Genomic DNA, 15,592 nt, shown 5'->3' with positions numbered 1-15,592 from the left:
CTAGGCAACAATGTATGAGCTGCGGCTAATCCGGAAGCTTACTCCCGGATTAGCTTGTCGCTCTGCAATTTTTTGATTTTTTGGTGCACAGGCACACTGAAGAGAAGGAAGGCCGCACCCAGAATGATAAGCAGAAGACCCATGACAAGATTAATATTGGAGACAATACCGATGTAGTCCAGAGCCACCAGCCCTACATTCATGAAGCCGATGATAAATTCCATCAGAGCGACGGACATCCACAGGCGGTGGATACGTCTATAATGCTTTATTTTGGAGTCCGTATCCGAATAGATCGTAAAGGGACCTTCTGATGCTTTTCTTCTAAAAATTACCCACTTATTGTGAGCAGCAGGTCCTTTGTTCATTATCACACGTTCGACTCCGGCTTCCTCCATAAACTGCAGGTATTCCACAGATTTAGCCCCTTTTATCCCATCCTCAAGCAGCTCGATCCGATAAATGTATTCACCTTTGCCGCTTTCTTCGAATACATAACGGGCCCATGAATATTCGGTAAGCGCGAGTCCCTTAGCCGCCATGTCATTAAGCCATTGTTCTTCCTTCTCAAAATCAATAAATAATTTGCGTACCGTATGACTCATTCCGATTCGCCTCCCAGTAGCTTTCTTCCGTTGGACAGCAGTTCATCCAGCCTCGTCAATTCACTCTGCACGGCGAGGATGCCTTCTTGCGTAATTTTGTATTCTTTCTTGCGGGAATCCTGAATGCCTTGAAGAGGTTCAATCCAGCCACGCTCTACCAGTGTGCCTAGTGCACCGTAAAGTGTCCCTGCACCAAGGTCGACGCGCTGATTGCTAAGCAGCTTGACGTTCTGCATAATCCCATAGCCGTGCATCGGGGTGAACAGGGACAACAAAATGTAGTAGACCCCTTCGGTCAACGCTCCGTAATCCTTGTTTTCCGGCAACCCGTTTCACCACTTTCTATTTATATCGTTTGGCGGTATATCGTCTGTCGATATAAAAACTATATCGTTAACCGATATAAATGTCAATGGGCTCACGTAACAAAGACCGCCTAAGGAAATGTATGGAACTTGTCGAAATATAGATTAAGGAAAAATCATTATTTACTGGGGGGAATTGAATTTTGAGTATCAAATTGAATGTGAAAAGTATTACAATACTTATGCTAGTCAGCTTAATCGCAATCATGGCCTGGAATCCGGCAGGGGCATCTGCGAAGGCTGCTGCCGCGAAGACGATCCGGGTATACGTGCAGGACAAGGAAATCCACCCGCGGACAGCTCCTGTCATTCAGGGAGGTAAGCTGTATGTTGAATTCCGGAGCGCCGTGCAGGCCCTGGGCTTCAGCTTTAAATATGACGCTGTCAAAAAGGTCATTACCGCAAGCTCGGAGGACGCTTCGTTCCGATTCGATCTGAAAGCTAAAACGGCTTATGTAAATAATATTTCCTTCAGCGTTACTGGGACTCCGGTGTTCATCGGCTCCGGTGCGGATATCATGGTTCTTGCATCCATATTTCAAAGTACCTCGTATATCAATGCCGACTATGACCAGAAACAAAAAACGTTGCGGATCTATGAGGATCTGCAGGGCAAGCCCAAAAAGTCAGATCTAAAAAAGATCCGGGCACTGCTTGAAGCCCATTATCAAACCTCCGGCGGTCTGGCGACAATCCAAAGTCTCAACCTGGAATCCTGGGGTACGTATACAACATTCTCGGCAGATATTCTAATCCATAAAAGCGGCGGCGAGCTGTTGGACCGGATCGAGCATTCAAGCATCGAGATGGAGCATCAAGCGGATAAAAGCTGGACTATTCACAATATAACTATGGATACAGAATATCTGGATTATATTTCGCTGGCTCAAAAAGAAATCAGTGTGCCTGATGCCGACAAAACGGCGATCATTTCCCTGCTTGCTGCAGATTATAAAGCGAGAAATGAAGAGAACATTGATGCCCTGCTGGCGCTGCAAAACCCTGCCGGGCAGATGTTCACCGACGATCCCGGCCTGGAATCAATGCGTGAGTATCTGAAATTCACCTATGATAGAGGCGAATTGAAATATGATGGAGAATCAACAATTATAGTCGCCTATGAACCTGATAGAGCCACGGTCTATACTGTATTCACTATGGTTGACATGGCTGACTTGCCTCTGTTTAAGCTAAGATTCTTCGCTCTGGATTCTATGGTGAAAGCTGCAGACGGCAACTGGTACAGAGATATCGATAACGATATCATATTGGATACTGAGGCTGTGAAGTAAACGGGCTGAATATTTGCTATAGACTAAGACCCCTATCCGGTTTAAGGGATAGGGGGTCTTAGTCTTGCTATGAGTAGTGCACCAGGCAGCAGCAACTATTATTTCACTGCTTCTCTTTTGCCGAAAAAGCTCTTAAGCGCCTGGTAGACTTCCTTTTTGTCCTTGATAACGTAATGCATGAACTGCTCCTGCTTCAGATGGCGGTAGGCGGACATCAGTGTGCTGCTGCGGTTGTACTGGTTCACTTCACCGTAGCCGAACATGTTGCTCCGCTTCAGCAGCTCTCCGATCAGCTTGACGCAGCGTTCATTATCCGAGGTGAGGTTATCGCCATCAGAGAAATGGAACGGATAGATGTTGTATTTGGCCGGCGGGTAACGGCTGTCGATAATCTCAAGCGCCTTCTGATAGGCAGAGGAGCAGATGGTACCGCCGCTTTCGCCGCGGGTGAAGAAATCATGCTCGCTGACTTCCTTGGCTTCCGTATGATGGGCCAGAAAGACAATTTCGACCTTCTCGTACTGGCGGCGCAGGAAACGGGTCATCCAGAAGAAGAAGCTGCGGGCGCAGTATTTTTCAAAAGTCCCCATACTGCCTGACGTATCCATCATCGCAATAATCACTGCATTCGAATGTGGAACCGTAATATCATCCCACGTTTTATAACGCAAATCGTCGGGGCTGATGCTGTGAATGCCGGGCTTACCGTTACTGGCATTGCGCCGCAGGTTCTCCAGCAGTGTGCGTTTCTTGTCGATGTTCGACATCATGCCCTTCTTGCGGATATCGTTGAAGACGATCGATTTAACCTCAATCTCTTCCTTATCCTTCGGTGACAGATGCGGCAGCTCCAGATCCTGAAACAGAATGTCCTCGAGATCTTCCAGATTGACTTCCGCTTCGATTGTATCCTGTCCGGGCTGATCACCGGCTTTATCCCCTTTGCCTGGCTGTGCGGACTGCGAATCGCGGCCGAGCACATCACCGACCTGACTGTCTCCGTCCCCTTGCCCGACATGCTTCTGCTTGCGGAAATTATAGATGATCCGGTATTCGTCCAAACTGCGGATGGGCACTTTTACGATTTGTCTGCCGTCTGACATAATAATGTTCTCTTCGGTAACAAGGTCGGGCAGATTATCCTTAATGGCTTCCCTGACCTTCTGCTGATGACGCTCCTGATCCTGATGGCCTTTGCGGTGAAGGGACCAGTCTTCTTTTGACACGACAAATGCATATGGACCGGGTGACTCTGGCAGGATGACCACCTCCCATGGAATATAAATCGGCACGGTATAAGCTTGGAACTGAAGGATGTGTTGTAACTAAAGTATATTCATGGGGATGGGGGATATGTGAACGAACTCTCTTTAACTTAAAAACGCACTGTCACCAGCTAAGGACGAGTACCATCTGTCTTATGATATATTAGCTATGTAGGCAGCATTCATATCAACCATTAAGGACACTTCAATATAAAGGAGCAGTAATATGACGTTAACCTTGTTCAAAAATGGAAATCTGTCAGCCATCGGACGCCCCGAAGATGATGCTGTACTTGTGGAGCATGGCATCATTACGGCCATAGGAAAAAGCCGGGAGCTGTCCTTGCAGCTATCCGGGCGGGAACATGCGGTAACCGATTGGGACGGGGGGCATGTTCTGCCCGGTCTGGTTGATGCCCATGTGCATTTGGGGATGCACGGCATGAAACTGGATATGCTGGACTTTACCGGCATGACATCTAAAGAAGAGATGCTGCAGGCCATCGCGAAGCGGGCGGAGATTACGCCTCCGGGCGAATGGATTCTCGGCCTGAACTGGAACGAGAATGAGTTCCAGCCCGCTGCAGCCCCGCATATATCCGAACTCGATGAGGTAACAAACCGGCATCCGGTGTTCCTGACCCGGACCTGCTTCCACGCCTTTCTCGGCAATAGTGAGGCCTTCCGGCGGGCCGGAGTCACAGCCTCAACTCCGGACTTTGCCTCAGGAGCTTATGGCCGTGACAGTGAAGGGAAGCTGAACGGTTGGATTTACGAGGATGCCGTTCAGCCGTTCAATGCAGTGCAGCCGGCTCCGGATTATGCCGCCTTGAAGAAGGCAGTCCGCAGAGGAATTCATGATGCGCTCTCTCTGGGCTTGACCGCTGTGCATACCGAGGATTTGCGGCTGTTGGGCAGCGTGGAAACCATGCTGCGGATCCACCGTGAGCTGAGGGAAGAAGGCCTGTTCTTCCGCACACATCAGCTGCTGTACTACCCCTTCCTGCAGGAGGTAGAAAAGCTGGGGCTTGCTGCCGGCAGTGGTGACAAATGGCTGCGGCTCGGAGCAGTTAAGCTGTTCGCCGACGGAGCCATCGGCGGACGGACTGCCCTGCTGGAGCAACCTTACAGCGATGCACCTGAGACCTCCGGCATCGCAATCCATACTCAGGAGGGTCTGAATGAAATCGTCAAATCGGCCCGCAGGCTCTCCTATCCCGTAGCTGTGCATGCCATTGGGGACGCCGCAGCGCGGATGACACTTGCGGCGATGGAGCATGTCCGTCTGCCGCTGGATGCGGCCCTTCCGGACCGGTTCATTCACGCGCAGGTGCTGAATCGCAGTCTGGTGGAGCAGATGCGTAGCCTGCGGCTGATCGCCGATATCCAGCCGCGTTTTGTGGCTAGCGACTTCCCTTGGGTGTTGGACCGGGTAGGCCCGGCCAGAACAGAATATCTATATGCCTGGGCGAAGCTCCTGCAGGCCGGAATTGTCTGCGCCGGGGGGAGTGATGCACCGATCGAGCCGCTGAGCCCGTTTTTGGGCATGCATGCCGCAGTGACGCGCCGTAAGCCGGGAGAGCGGAATGCGGGCTATATGCCGGAAGAGCAGCTGAGTATTGGGCAGGCGCTCAAGCTGTTCACGGAAGGCAGTGCTGCTGCTGCCGGAGAAGAACGGGAACGGGGCCGGATAACACCCGGCTATCATGCGGACTTTACGGTGCTAGACCGGGCGATCATGACGGATGCCGAGGAGCTGCTGCGGGCAAAGGTGCGGATGACGGTTGTCAACGGTGTAGCTGCTTACAGTGCAGATTAACAGCGGTAAGCAGGTTCTGCGGACGTGTTAGGTGAAGAGGGCCTAAGTTTATGCAACCCTGACAACGGGTTAAACGTTAATAAGGGTAGAGATTACGATATCCTGCAAATCTGAGGAGGCCGTCAACATGAGATCACAACGTTCCTTACCGGCAGTCGCGGCTGTGGCTGTACTAATGCTGGCGATAACGGCATGCGGAGGCAAAAGTCCTGTTGAAGCACCCGGAGAACCCACGGCTACCGCTTCTCCGCCTGTGGCGGAGAGTACTATTGCACCGTCAACCAGCCCGGCCGCTACTGCAGAAGCACAGACGATTCAGAGCACCGGCACTTATGTCGGTCAGATTGATAATCATTCTGTAGAAATAGAGACCGAAGAAGGCCCTATTGCTTTTGAGCTGGGGCTGGGCACTGAGAATGCGCCTGCAGAGCTCGAGATGAATGACCCTGTCATTATTGAATATGTGGAAAAAGCAGTGGAAGGTGACCCTTCTGTTGTACAGCGCGTACTTTCCAAGCTGATTAAAGCATCTGACTCCGGAGAAGATGCTCAAGCTGGAGCCTTGCCCGAAACCAAAGTGATCAAGCTTACGCTTGAAGGGATGGAGGAAGAGAAAACGGCAAGCCTTGCTGAAGGTGAAGGGTATTCACTGTACGTATTTGATATATTCACCTTCGACAAATCCAGTAATAAGCTGGCGATGAAGGTAGACCCCGAATACTATGCTGAAATTACTAAGCTGCCTGCCGATTTTAATCTGGATGCTCTGGCTGAAGAGGGCCGTGAAGAGCTTTCGGCTACGGGAGAAGTCACCGCACTCAGCCAAGAGGAGCGGGATCAGCGGATGTCCGGACTAAGACTATACCTGACTGCAATGGGCTCCGGCCTCACCCGCCAATATATTGTTAAGGAGATTGACGGGCAGGGCTACATCATCAAGCTGAATATCCCCCAGCGGGAAGCCTCTGAAGGCTTCGGTCCGCATGTCTATGCATCGCTGGATTCGATCGTCAATCGCTAATTTAGCAGCAAACAGGCCGTCCCTAGCATTCCGGGAACGGCCTGTTTTACTATAAAATCCAAAAAGCATCAGAAATCTTACGCGCCGGCATTGACCAGTATGGTAGCGATCAACAGCATGAACAGCAGAAGGATCGCTCCATTAATTATCGTGCCGATAATAGCAAATACTTTCCTGCGCCGGCGGAGCGTAAGCCCGATAATGCCGATGACAGCACCAATTACATTAACGGCCGCAAGAATCAGTACGGTCAGCCCTAGGAACATAATGGTTTCGGAAGAATCAGCGATCACATCATTGCTGTTGCTAAGAATGTCAGAGGCTTGCATGCCTACGAATACGAAGGAAACCGCATAGCCGACCAGTGTAACCAAAGCGATGACAAAAGAGGCGATACCGGGTCCCGAATGCTTGAAATCACGCTTGTTTTCCTGAAATACATATTCCGGTTCAATATTCGCCGGCGCTCCATGTCCGGATAAAGATGGGTCCGCCGGACCTTCCGGCAGCTCTGATCTTGGTGGTGGATTATAATCCATGTATTGCACTCCTCGTGAATAGGGTTGAATGATACTCCTTTCACTTTTTCACAAGACAGCAGTAAATGCAAGAGTAATGATGAAAATTATGAAAGGGTCTGAGCTGGAATTCAACGCTGCTGATACGTTAAGATAAGGAGAGATTAAGGATAAGGAGTTGTAACTGCGATGCAACGAAGATTTATGGCTTGGGGGGCATTGCTGGCGATGCTGTCAGTGGGGATCGGCGCCTTCGGGGCGCATATGCTGAAGACAGTGATCAGTGAGGACCATTTGCAGGTGTATGAGACCGGAGTTCATTATCACATGGTACATGCATTAGGCCTGATCCTGATCGCCCTGGTTGTAGGACAATGGGGTGAAAGTACCCGCCTGCGCTGGGCAGGCCGGCTGCTGATTGCAGGCATAATACTGTTCTCCGGTAGCCTGTATGTACTTAGTATCACTGGCATCAGTATCCTGGGAGCCATTACCCCTTTGGGTGGTGTATGCTTTATCGCCGGCTGGATTTGTTTGGCCTGGGAAGCCTTTTCCCGTAAAAGCTGATTCTGGTATCATAATTAAAAAACAAGCACCTGCCCGCTGAATGATTCCCGGGAGGTGCTTGTTTGCATTGCTGAGAAGAAGGCCCTTACACAAATTCATCGATTTCATTAAGGTTGAAGGTATAGACTTGCTTCTCATCCACATGATAGACGCTTATCGTGTAGGCAGCATCATCAAAATTCAGAATCCGGCAGGGCATAGACATCTGCTTGCCTGGACTGTTCGTCCGGAGACGGACCAACTGGTTGTTCTTAATATATTGCCGGATTTTTGCAAAGGCATCGGCTGGAATTTCAGGTGCCGCCTTGGAAGCGTTGCGCTTATCAGTTTGCTCGTTCGCCGGTTTTACTGGCAATTTAATGGGGATTGGCTGTGCAGACTCTTGTTTAAGGGCCATTTTTGCCGAACGGAGAAGTGTATCTATCGTTCTCCCCAGCTCAAGACCCGAGTTAATGTTGAAATCTGTAACTTTGTCGCTATTATTCAACACTTCCAGTAAAAATTGCAGTGCAAGCGGGTTGGTACGGGCATTAATCAAGATGTCGACGTTAAATAAATAATTACCGTCCGTGTTTTGTAGTTTCTTGTCCATATATCCCCCAGCTTTGTCGTTAAATCGATTGGTAAATCAAATAAACTATACCACTAAACAGGCAATAATCATATACCTGATTGCTTGAAATAAGGACTAAAGGCTCCGGTATTTGTAAGCGGATAGGCTTATACGTCCACACGCATATAGGGATAGACGCATACACATACAACGTGCATATGAAAAAAGGAGGAGCTGCAAATTGGTTACGATAGAGCCTGTTCAGGTAGGCGGTCATACTCTGGTGGGTGTCGAGGTTAAGCTGCCTAAAACAACCCTGCTTACTGTCAGCACAAGCCGGGGATATATTATGTGCGGAGCACTCGACGTGGGCCTGCTTAATGAAACACTAAGCGACCGGAAGATCATTGCAGCAAGGGCAGTAGGCGTGCGCACCTTAGCGCAATTGCTTGCCGCTCCGCTGGAATCCGTTACTATAGAAGCAGAGAATCTGGGTATTGTGCCAGGAATGACTGGTGCGGAAGCACTGCTTCTCATGCTCTGAGTAACACTCAAAGAGCTGTAAAAGTCATGAGGGGCCGCCAGGGCCCCTTATGTTCAGCCGGGTGCAAAAAAAGAGCATAAGGCCGCGATACATGGTCATCCTACGAGTAGGTGAAGACTGCAGCTGTGCCGTAGCCTGCTGAGGAAGGACAGCTTGTCTTTGTTTCGTCCTTCATCCGGAAGGGTAAAATGAATATAGACAACTGCAGCCGGAAGATGGACATGCTTGCCGGCAAAAATTATGGATAAGGATGGGATCACTAATGGCTAAAGCATCTAACAAAGTCAATACGGCTTCACTGGAACAAGTACTTAACCGTCAAGTAGCGAACTTGAACATACTGTACGTCAAAATTCATAATTATCACTGGTATGTAAAAGGAGAGCAATTTTTCTCCCTGCACGTGAAATTTGAAGAGCTGTATGATGATGTTACCCTCAAAATGGACGAGGTGGCTGAACGCCTGCTCAGCATCAAGGGCAGCCCGGCAGCGACCATGAAAGAATATCTGGAAATCGCTACAATTCAGGAAGCAACCGGCAAGGAAGATACCCGGGGCATGGTACAGACCCTGATTGAGGATTTTGCGACGGTAGCTGAGGAATTGACGGAGGGCATTGAGCTTGCCGAACAGATCAGCGACCAGCCGACCGCCGATTTGTTCATCAAGATCCGTACCGATCTTGAAAAAAATCAATGGATGCTGCGTTCTTTCCTGGGCTGAGAAGCGTAAAGTAACTCTTAAGGACAAATGGAATAGAGCCTCCCGTGTGGAGGCTTTATTTTTTTGCTGCTACGGGGCACAATTGAATATAAGTTTCGTGTACATATGTAATTCATGCAATTTGTAGACAGCTGCTGCAAGTTATATAATTCTTAATAAACTTTCTGTTTGTCATCCTGAGGATTGAAAGGAGAGGTCGCCGTTGAATATTAACCCTGTAGCTCTGAAGGAGTGGGCTTCTGCCGTACAAGCTTTAACCGAAGGACAGCAAATCATGCTCCTGCGCAAGGGGGGCATTGAAGAAGAAACAAGGCGTTTTGAGCTGAAAAGCCCTTCGTTCTATCTTTTTCCCACCTATGAGCATCAGCGTACGGAACTGCTCAAGGAGCAGTTTCGCCATCTGGTTGACCAGACGTTGGCCGATGAAGCGGCAAGCACCGAAACCGTTCCATTACGCGCATATGCTGAAGCTGCAGCAGATTTGGAAGTCCATGATCTGGAACAGCTGAAGCGGCTGTATCCTTTCCATATCTGGAGTGAAGGTCTGGCTGCTGAAAGGCTGCGCTGGAAAGCCAAGGAGCCGCTGCATGTCCTGCTGCTTCGCGTATACGTCCCGGATACACCGGTTACGATTCAAGTGCTTCCGGAATATTCAGGTTGCAGGTCCTGGATTGAGCTTACGAATGCTCCCGGTATGCGGCAATGGCGGCCAGTCCTAAGTGATGATGCATTTGCCAGCAGAAGAGCAGCAATCATATCCGCTTTGCAGGAATAACTTCCTAATTAATAAGTGTTAAAAGATGGATGAAGGGTTTGAAAATTGAAAAGCAACAATTGTAAAAAGAAATGCTTTGTAATAAAATTAGTGAGAATCATTGATAATCAATCGGATTCTGTTTATAATTATTATAATGTGATATAAAATCTAATTGTGCTGGCGATCAGGGAAATCCTGTGACAATACAACTTTCTGATTTCGCAAATTGATGAGTGGAGGGAATATTAATTATGGCAGCAGATTTTGTCATTGAGGGACTGAAAGCGACGATTGAAGGGAAAGAGATTCTGAAAGGGATCAATCTTCAGATGAAGGGTGGAGAAATCCATGCCATCATGGGACCGAATGGTACCGGTAAAAGTACCCTGGCTTCGGCATTGATGGGTCATCCGAAGTATGAAGTTACAGCTGGTACAGCTGTCCTTGAAGGAGAAGACCTGCTGGAGATGGCGGTGGATGAACGTGCGCGTGCCGGTCTGTTCCTGGCAATGCAGTATCCAAGCGAAATCTCCGGAGTCACTAACTCTGACTTCCTGCGCAGTGCAATTAATTCCCGCCGTGAAGAGGGCAGTGAAATTTCCCTGATCCGCTTCATCCGTCAGATGGAAGCAAAAATGAAAGAACTGGAAATGAATCCGGAATTCCTGCACCGCTATCTGAATGAAGGTTTCTCCGGCGGTGAGAAGAAACGTAATGAAATTCTTCAAATGATGATGCTGGATCCAAAAATCGTCATTCTTGACGAAATTGACTCCGGCCTTGATATCGATGCGCTCAAAATCGTTGCTGAAGGCGTGAACTCCATGAGAAGCCCGGAACGCGGCTTCCTGGTTATTACCCACTATCAGCGCCTGTTGAATTATATCAAACCCGATTTCGTACATGTCATGATGCAGGGACGTATTGTGAAGTCCGGCGGACCTGAATTGGCTGAACGTCTGGAAGCCGAAGGTTACGAATGGGTTAAGGAAGAGCTTGGCATTGAAGATGAAACTGTAGGACAGGAAGCATAAATAAGACGCCAGGAAGGAGGAAACCACTTATGACGACGCAAACCATTCTTCCGGTGGATGCCCAGCGGCTTAGCGAATTATCGCAGAGCAGCGGCGAGCCGGGCTGGCTGAAGGACAGCCGCCTGCAGGCGCTGGAGCTGGCAGCTGAGCTGGAATTGCCGAAGCTGGAGAAGACACGGATTGACCGCTGGAATGTGAACAATTACGGGGGCTACAAAGCAAGTAAGCCGCTGGCTCAGCTTAGCGAAGCTCCTGCTTCCATTACGGCCCTGATCAAGGACCAGGAAGAAGGCAGCCTGATTATTCAGCAGAATTCAGGTGTTATCTATACCCGTCTGGCACCTGAGCTTGCAGCACAGGGTGTGATTTTTACCGATTTGCAGACAGCGGTCAAAGAACATGGCGAGCTTGTGCAGCGTTATCTGCATAAGGCTGTATTGCCTAATGAGCATTCGATTGCGGCGCTGCATGCGGCACTCTGGAACGGAGGAGTCTTCCTCTATGTTCCTAAGAATGTTGTAATTGAGACTCCGCTGCAGGCTGTATTGCTTACTGATGATGCAGAAGCCGCTTTTGTTCCGCATATTCTCGTAGTTGCCGACACTAACAGTTCCGTAACTTATGTAGACAACTATGTGTCGGACAAAGCTGAAGCAGGTCTGCACAATGGAGCCGTTGAAGTTTTCGTGGGTGCAGGCGCAAAAGTCCGTTACGCTACAGTGCATCAGCTGGGCGTAGACACAACGGATGTAACTTACCGCCGTGCGGTTGTAGAGAATGACGGCACCATTGAATGGATTGTCGGCGAGATGAACTATGGCGATACCGCAAGTGATACCAAGTCAGTGCTTAAAGGCAACGGGTCAAGCTCTGATGCCAAAGTGATTGCTGTCGGTTCGGGCTCCCAGAAACTGAACTACACAACGCAAGCCCAGCATTTTGGCAAAAACACGCCAAGTGACATGATCACCCGTGCAGTCATGCGGGATGCCGCCAGTTCGATCATCAACGGAATTACGAAGATTGAGAAAGGCGCAACGAGAGCCGATGGACAGCAGACGGAAAAAGTACTAATGCTGAGCCCGAAAGCCCGCGGGGACGCCAATCCGATCCTGCTTATAGACGAAGACGATGTAACAGCAGGCCATGCCGCTTCCGTAGGACAGGTCAATTACGAGCAGGTGTATTACCTGATGTCCCGCGGAATTTCACGGCATGACGCAGAAACACTGATCATATACGGCTTCCTGGCACCTGTAGTGTCGCAAATTCCACTGGAGGGACTGCGCAATCAGCTCCAATCTCTTGTGGAAAGGAAGTTAGGCCAATGATCAGCAGCAATATCCGGGAACAATTTCCCATCCTGAATCAGAATATCAACGGACATCCGCTCGTTTATCTGGACAGTGCAGCTACTTCACAGAAGCCGCTCCAGGTTATCGAGGCGGTGAAATCCTATTATGAATGGGATAATGCCAATGTCCATCGCGGTGTTCATACACTAGGCAGCCGGGCGACAGATGCTTACGAAGGTGCACGCGAGAAGGTGGCAAAGTTCATTCATGCCCGCAGTACCAAAGAGATTATCTTCACCCGCGGGACGACTACGGCGCTGAATATTGTAGCTTCCTCCTACGGCCCTGCCGCAGTGGGTGAAGGCGACGAAATCGTCATCACCCAGATGGAGCATCACAGCAACTTTATTCCATGGCAGCAGCTGGCTAAGAGAACAGGGGCAACCCTGAAATTTATTCCGCTGCAGAAGGACGGAACCGTTACGCTGGAAGATGCCGAGAACACAATCACGGATAAGACCAAGATTGTGGCGATCGCTTATGTATCCAATGTAATGGGAGTTACTAATCCGGTAAAAGAGCTTGCTGCGATTGCCCACCGCCATGGCGCGGTAATCGTTGTTGACGGGGCACAGAGCACTCCGCATATGAAGGTCGATGTGCAGGAGCTGGATTGTGACTTCTATGCTTTCTCCGGCCATAAGATGCTGGCTCCTACCGGTATTGGTGCTTTGTACGGTAAAAAAGCTTTGCTTGAAGCGATGGAGCCGGTGGAGTTTGGCGGGGAAATGATCGATGATGTAGGCCTGTATGAATCTACCTGGAAAGAACTTCCCTGGAAGTTTGAAGGCGGCACACCGATTATTGCCGGGGCTGTCGGTCTAGGGGCAGCCATTGATTTCCTGCAGGACATCGGACTGGATAACATTCACCGTCATGAAATGCAGCTCGCGGCATATGCCGAGCAGCGGCTATCGGAGATCAGTGATCTGACAATCTATGGTCCCCGGAACCGTCAAGTGGGTGTAGTGACATTTAACCTGGGTGATGTTCATCCGCATGATGTGGCTACGGTACTTGATGCCGAAGGCATCGCTGTCCGTGCCGGACACCACTGCTGCCAGCCGCTGATGCGCTGGCTTCAGGTCAGCTCAACCGCCCGGGCCAGCTTTTACCTCTACAATACCGAACAGGATGTAGATGCACTGGTTCAAGCTTTAATCAAGGCAAAGGAGTATTTCGCCTATGAACTTGGATGACTTGTATAGACGCGTAATTATGGATCATTATAAAAATCCCCGGAACCGCGGTTCATTTGAGGATGACGCACTAAAAATCGAACTGAATAACCCTACCTGCGGCGACCGTATTACGCTGCAGCTCAAAGTGGAGGACGGTATCGTCAAGGATGCCCGTTATAGCGGTGAAGGCTGTTCCATCAGCATGTCGTCCGCTTCCATGATGACCGAAGCAGTCAAAGGACAGACGATCGGCCATGCGCTTGAGCTTGCCGACCGGTTCTCTTCTCTGATGAAGGGTGAAGAAGCAGATTTCGGAGATTATGAAGATATAGAAGCCCTTTCCGGTGTTAATAAATTTCCGGCGCGGATCAAATGTGCCACCCTGGCATGGAACGCGCTTCGCAAAGGCATAGAAGTCGAAGAAGAAGATCACCAACACCATTAGAAATAAGGAGGCTGATACCATGGCTAAGAAAGCGCCTGATATGGAGGAATACCAGTACGGATTCCGTGATGAGCACAAGTCGATATTTCAGTCTGGTAAAGGACTCACGGAAGAAATTGTACGGGAAATTTCCGCAATCAAAAATGAGCCGGAGTGGATGCTGAATTTTCGTCTGAAATCTCTGGAGCAGTTCCGCAAGATGCCGATGCCTCAGTGGGGCGGCGACTTGAATGATCTCGATTTCGAAGACATCCAGTACTATGTAAGACCTTCCGAGAAGCAAGGGAAGACCTGGGAGGAAGTTCCTTCCGAAATCAAGGAAACCTTCGATAAGCTGGGAATTCCCGAAGCGGAGCAGAAGTTCCTCGCGGGTGTCTCTGCCCAGTATGAATCAGAGGTTGTATATCACAGCATGCAGAAGAACCTTGAGGATCAAGGGGTAATCTTCACGGATACCGACACTGCACTGCGTGAGCATCCTGAGCTGTTCAAGAAATTCTTCGGAACGATTATTCCTCCGGCCGATAATAAATTTGCCGCACTGAACAGTGCCGTATGGTCAGGCGGAAGCTTCATCTATGTTCCAAAAGGCGTGAAGTGTGAAGTGCCTCTGCAGGCCTACTTCCGCATCAACTCCGAGAACATGGGACAGTTCGAGCGTACGCTGATCCTTGCAGACGAAGATAGCTTCGTGCATTATGTAGAGGGCTGTACAGCTCCAATCTACAGCACGAACTCCCTGCACAGCGCAGTTGTTGAAATTCTGTGTATGAAGAACGCACGTGTTCGTTATACGACCATTCAGAACTGGGCTCCGAACATCTACAACCTGGTAACCAAACGCGCTGTAGCCGAAGAGAATGCCACCATGGAATGGGTGGACGGCAACATCGGCTCCAAGCTGACCATGAAGTATCCTGCGGTTGTCCTGAAAGGCCGCGGAGCCAAAGGTTCGGTCTTGTCGATCGCGGTTGCAGGCAAAGGCCAGCACCAGGATGCAGGCGCCAAGATGATTCACCTGGCACCGGACACAACCTCAACCATCGTATCCAAATCGATCAGTAAACACGGCGGCAAGGTAACTTACCGCGGTCTGGCCTCCTTCGGCCGTCAGGCGGAAGGTGCGAAATCGAACATTAAGTGCGATACGCTCATTCTGGATAACCAGTCTACTTCGGATACCATTCCGTACAACGAAATTATGAACGACAACATTGTCCTGGAGCATGAGGCAACGGTATCGAAGGTTTCCGAGGAACAGCTCTTCTACCTGATGAGCCGCGGCCTTACAGAAGCTGAAGCCACCCAAATGATCGTTATGGGCTTCATCGAACCGTTCACCAAAGAGCTGCCGATGGAATATGCGGTGGAAATGAACCGTCTCATCAAGTTCGAGATGGAAGGCAGTATCGGTTAAAATTTCTTGAGCCACCTTCAAATACGTATCCGTTAGTGTCTTGAGACTCATGAGTCCAAGGCATTCGGATACGTATTTTTTTGAATGAGCTGATCCTTTGCCCGGCCTTATTTTCGCTTATAAATGTAAA

The 15,592-nt window shown here is 49.7% G+C and carries 17 protein-coding genes; 12 read left to right on the top strand and 5 right to left on the bottom strand.

The window, feature by feature from the left end:
* Window positions 1-38 precede the first annotated feature (38 nt).
* Window positions 39-605 carry a DUF2812 domain-containing protein gene (locus L6H70_RS12890; protein WP_236333630.1) on the bottom strand — a complete coding sequence of 189 codons (567 nt, stop codon included), beginning with the start codon at window positions 603-605 and terminating at the stop codon, window positions 39-41.
* Complete coding sequence (locus L6H70_RS12885) at window positions 602-931, bottom strand: PadR family transcriptional regulator (RefSeq protein ID WP_236333628.1); 330 nt, start codon at window positions 929-931, stop codon at window positions 602-604. The genes L6H70_RS12890 and L6H70_RS12885 overlap by 4 nt, the downstream gene beginning before the upstream one ends.
* Window positions 932-1,113: 182 nt before the next feature.
* Here L6H70_RS12885 and L6H70_RS12880 point away from each other — a divergent pair, with 182 nt between their 5' ends.
* Window positions 1,114-2,262, top strand: coding sequence for a stalk domain-containing protein (locus L6H70_RS12880; protein ID WP_236333626.1), 1,149 nt, complete (start codon window positions 1,114-1,116; stop codon window positions 2,260-2,262).
* Window positions 2,263-2,360: 98 nt separating this feature from the next.
* Here L6H70_RS12880 and yhbH read toward each other — a convergent pair whose 3' ends face one another.
* Window positions 2,361-3,521: a sporulation protein YhbH gene (gene yhbH, locus L6H70_RS12875; protein WP_236334034.1), complete on the bottom strand. Its 1,161-nt coding sequence runs from the start codon at window positions 3,519-3,521 to the stop codon at window positions 2,361-2,363.
* A 232-nt stretch (window positions 3,522-3,753) separates the two neighbouring features.
* On the opposite strand from yhbH, the gene L6H70_RS12870 reads away from it, so the two are divergent.
* A complete protein-coding gene (locus tag L6H70_RS12870) occupies window positions 3,754-5,346 on the top strand; it encodes an amidohydrolase (protein ID WP_236333624.1) in 1,593 nt (530 codons plus the stop codon).
* Window positions 5,347-5,473: 127 nt separating this feature from the next.
* Window positions 5,474-6,367, top strand: a complete 894-nt coding sequence (locus L6H70_RS12865; protein WP_236333622.1) for a hypothetical protein — start codon at window positions 5,474-5,476, stop codon at window positions 6,365-6,367.
* A 77-nt stretch (window positions 6,368-6,444) separates the two neighbouring features.
* Here L6H70_RS12865 and L6H70_RS12860 read toward each other — a convergent pair whose 3' ends face one another.
* The gene (locus L6H70_RS12860) at window positions 6,445-6,906 is read right to left on the bottom strand and encodes a hypothetical protein (RefSeq protein ID WP_236333620.1); all 462 of its coding nucleotides are present in this window, start codon (window positions 6,904-6,906) and stop codon (window positions 6,445-6,447) included.
* Window positions 6,907-7,074: 168 nt separating this feature from the next.
* On the opposite strand from L6H70_RS12860, the gene L6H70_RS12855 reads away from it, so the two are divergent.
* Window positions 7,075-7,452: a DUF423 domain-containing protein gene (locus tag L6H70_RS12855; protein WP_236333618.1), complete on the top strand. Its 378-nt coding sequence runs from the start codon at window positions 7,075-7,077 to the stop codon at window positions 7,450-7,452.
* Window positions 7,453-7,537: 85 nt separating this feature from the next.
* Here L6H70_RS12855 and L6H70_RS12850 read toward each other — a convergent pair whose 3' ends face one another.
* Complete coding sequence (locus L6H70_RS12850; RefSeq protein ID WP_236333616.1) at window positions 7,538-8,044, bottom strand: hypothetical protein; 507 nt, start codon at window positions 8,042-8,044, stop codon at window positions 7,538-7,540.
* A 202-nt stretch (window positions 8,045-8,246) separates the two neighbouring features.
* On the opposite strand from L6H70_RS12850, the gene L6H70_RS12845 reads away from it, so the two are divergent.
* From L6H70_RS12845 to sufB, 8 genes are all read left to right on the top strand, one after another.
* Entirely contained in the window at window positions 8,247-8,549 is a 303-nt protein-coding gene (locus L6H70_RS12845; RefSeq protein WP_236333614.1) for a YunC family protein, read from the top strand.
* 262 nt (window positions 8,550-8,811) lie between these two features.
* Entirely contained in the window at window positions 8,812-9,273 is a 462-nt protein-coding gene (locus L6H70_RS12840) for a Dps family protein (RefSeq protein ID WP_054939758.1), read from the top strand.
* Window positions 9,274-9,475: 202 nt separating this feature from the next.
* Window positions 9,476-10,048, top strand: a complete 573-nt coding sequence (locus L6H70_RS12835) for a DUF1802 family protein (protein WP_236333612.1) — start codon at window positions 9,476-9,478, stop codon at window positions 10,046-10,048.
* Between the two features lie 233 nt (window positions 10,049-10,281).
* Window positions 10,282-11,064, top strand: a complete 783-nt coding sequence (gene sufC / locus L6H70_RS12830; RefSeq protein WP_054939760.1) for a Fe-S cluster assembly ATPase SufC — start codon at window positions 10,282-10,284, stop codon at window positions 11,062-11,064.
* A 29-nt stretch (window positions 11,065-11,093) separates the two neighbouring features.
* Window positions 11,094-12,395, top strand: a complete 1,302-nt coding sequence (sufD, locus tag L6H70_RS12825; protein WP_236333610.1) for a Fe-S cluster assembly protein SufD — start codon at window positions 11,094-11,096, stop codon at window positions 12,393-12,395.
* Window positions 12,392-13,618: a cysteine desulfurase gene (locus tag L6H70_RS12820; RefSeq protein WP_236333608.1), complete on the top strand. Its 1,227-nt coding sequence runs from the start codon at window positions 12,392-12,394 to the stop codon at window positions 13,616-13,618. Before sufD ends, L6H70_RS12820 begins: the two co-directional genes overlap by 4 nt.
* Window positions 13,605-14,045, top strand: coding sequence for a Fe-S cluster assembly sulfur transfer protein SufU (sufU, locus tag L6H70_RS12815; RefSeq protein ID WP_236333606.1), 441 nt, complete (start codon window positions 13,605-13,607; stop codon window positions 14,043-14,045). The genes L6H70_RS12820 and sufU overlap by 14 nt, the downstream gene beginning before the upstream one ends.
* A gap of 19 nt (window positions 14,046-14,064) precedes the next feature.
* Window positions 14,065-15,462 (top strand): Fe-S cluster assembly protein SufB, encoded by a 1,398-nt coding sequence (sufB, locus tag L6H70_RS12810; RefSeq protein ID WP_236333605.1) that lies wholly within the window; start codon window positions 14,065-14,067, stop codon window positions 15,460-15,462.
* Window positions 15,463-15,592: the final 130 nt, after the last annotated feature.

The organism is Paenibacillus auburnensis, assembly GCF_927798115.1.
GTDB classification, from domain to species: Bacteria; Bacillota; Bacilli; order Paenibacillales; family Paenibacillaceae; genus Paenibacillus_AQ; species Paenibacillus_AQ auburnensis.
The sequence above is the reverse complement of the archived record's forward strand: the minus strand, read 5'-3'. Positions and strand labels throughout refer to the sequence as shown.

Bases quoted from the DNA above. Each gene is read 5' to 3' on its own strand.
- sufD (WP_236333610.1), top strand. From the start codon at position 11,094: ATGACGACGCAAACCATTCTTCCGGTGGATGCCCAGCGGCTTAGCGAA.
- sufC (WP_054939760.1), top strand. From the start codon at position 10,282: ATGGCAGCAGATTTTGTCATTGAGGGACTGAAAGCGACGATTGAAGGG.
- L6H70_RS12840 (WP_054939758.1), top strand. From the start codon at position 8,812: ATGGCTAAAGCATCTAACAAAGTCAATACGGCTTCACTGGAACAAGTA.
- L6H70_RS12850 (WP_236333616.1), bottom strand. From the start codon at position 8,044: ATGGACAAGAAACTACAAAACACGGACGGTAATTATTTATTTAACGTC.
- L6H70_RS12860 (WP_236333620.1), bottom strand. From the start codon at position 6,906: ATGGATTATAATCCACCACCAAGATCAGAGCTGCCGGAAGGTCCGGCG.
- sufU (WP_236333606.1), top strand. From the start codon at position 13,605: ATGAACTTGGATGACTTGTATAGACGCGTAATTATGGATCATTATAAA.
- L6H70_RS12855 (WP_236333618.1), top strand. From the start codon at position 7,075: ATGCAACGAAGATTTATGGCTTGGGGGGCATTGCTGGCGATGCTGTCA.
- L6H70_RS12870 (WP_236333624.1), top strand. From the start codon at position 3,754: ATGACGTTAACCTTGTTCAAAAATGGAAATCTGTCAGCCATCGGACGC.
- L6H70_RS12865 (WP_236333622.1), top strand. From the start codon at position 5,474: ATGAGATCACAACGTTCCTTACCGGCAGTCGCGGCTGTGGCTGTACTA.
- L6H70_RS12890 (WP_236333630.1), bottom strand. From the start codon at position 605: ATGAGTCATACGGTACGCAAATTATTTATTGATTTTGAGAAGGAAGAA.
- L6H70_RS12820 (WP_236333608.1), top strand. From the start codon at position 12,392: ATGATCAGCAGCAATATCCGGGAACAATTTCCCATCCTGAATCAGAAT.
- sufB (WP_236333605.1), top strand. From the start codon at position 14,065: ATGGCTAAGAAAGCGCCTGATATGGAGGAATACCAGTACGGATTCCGT.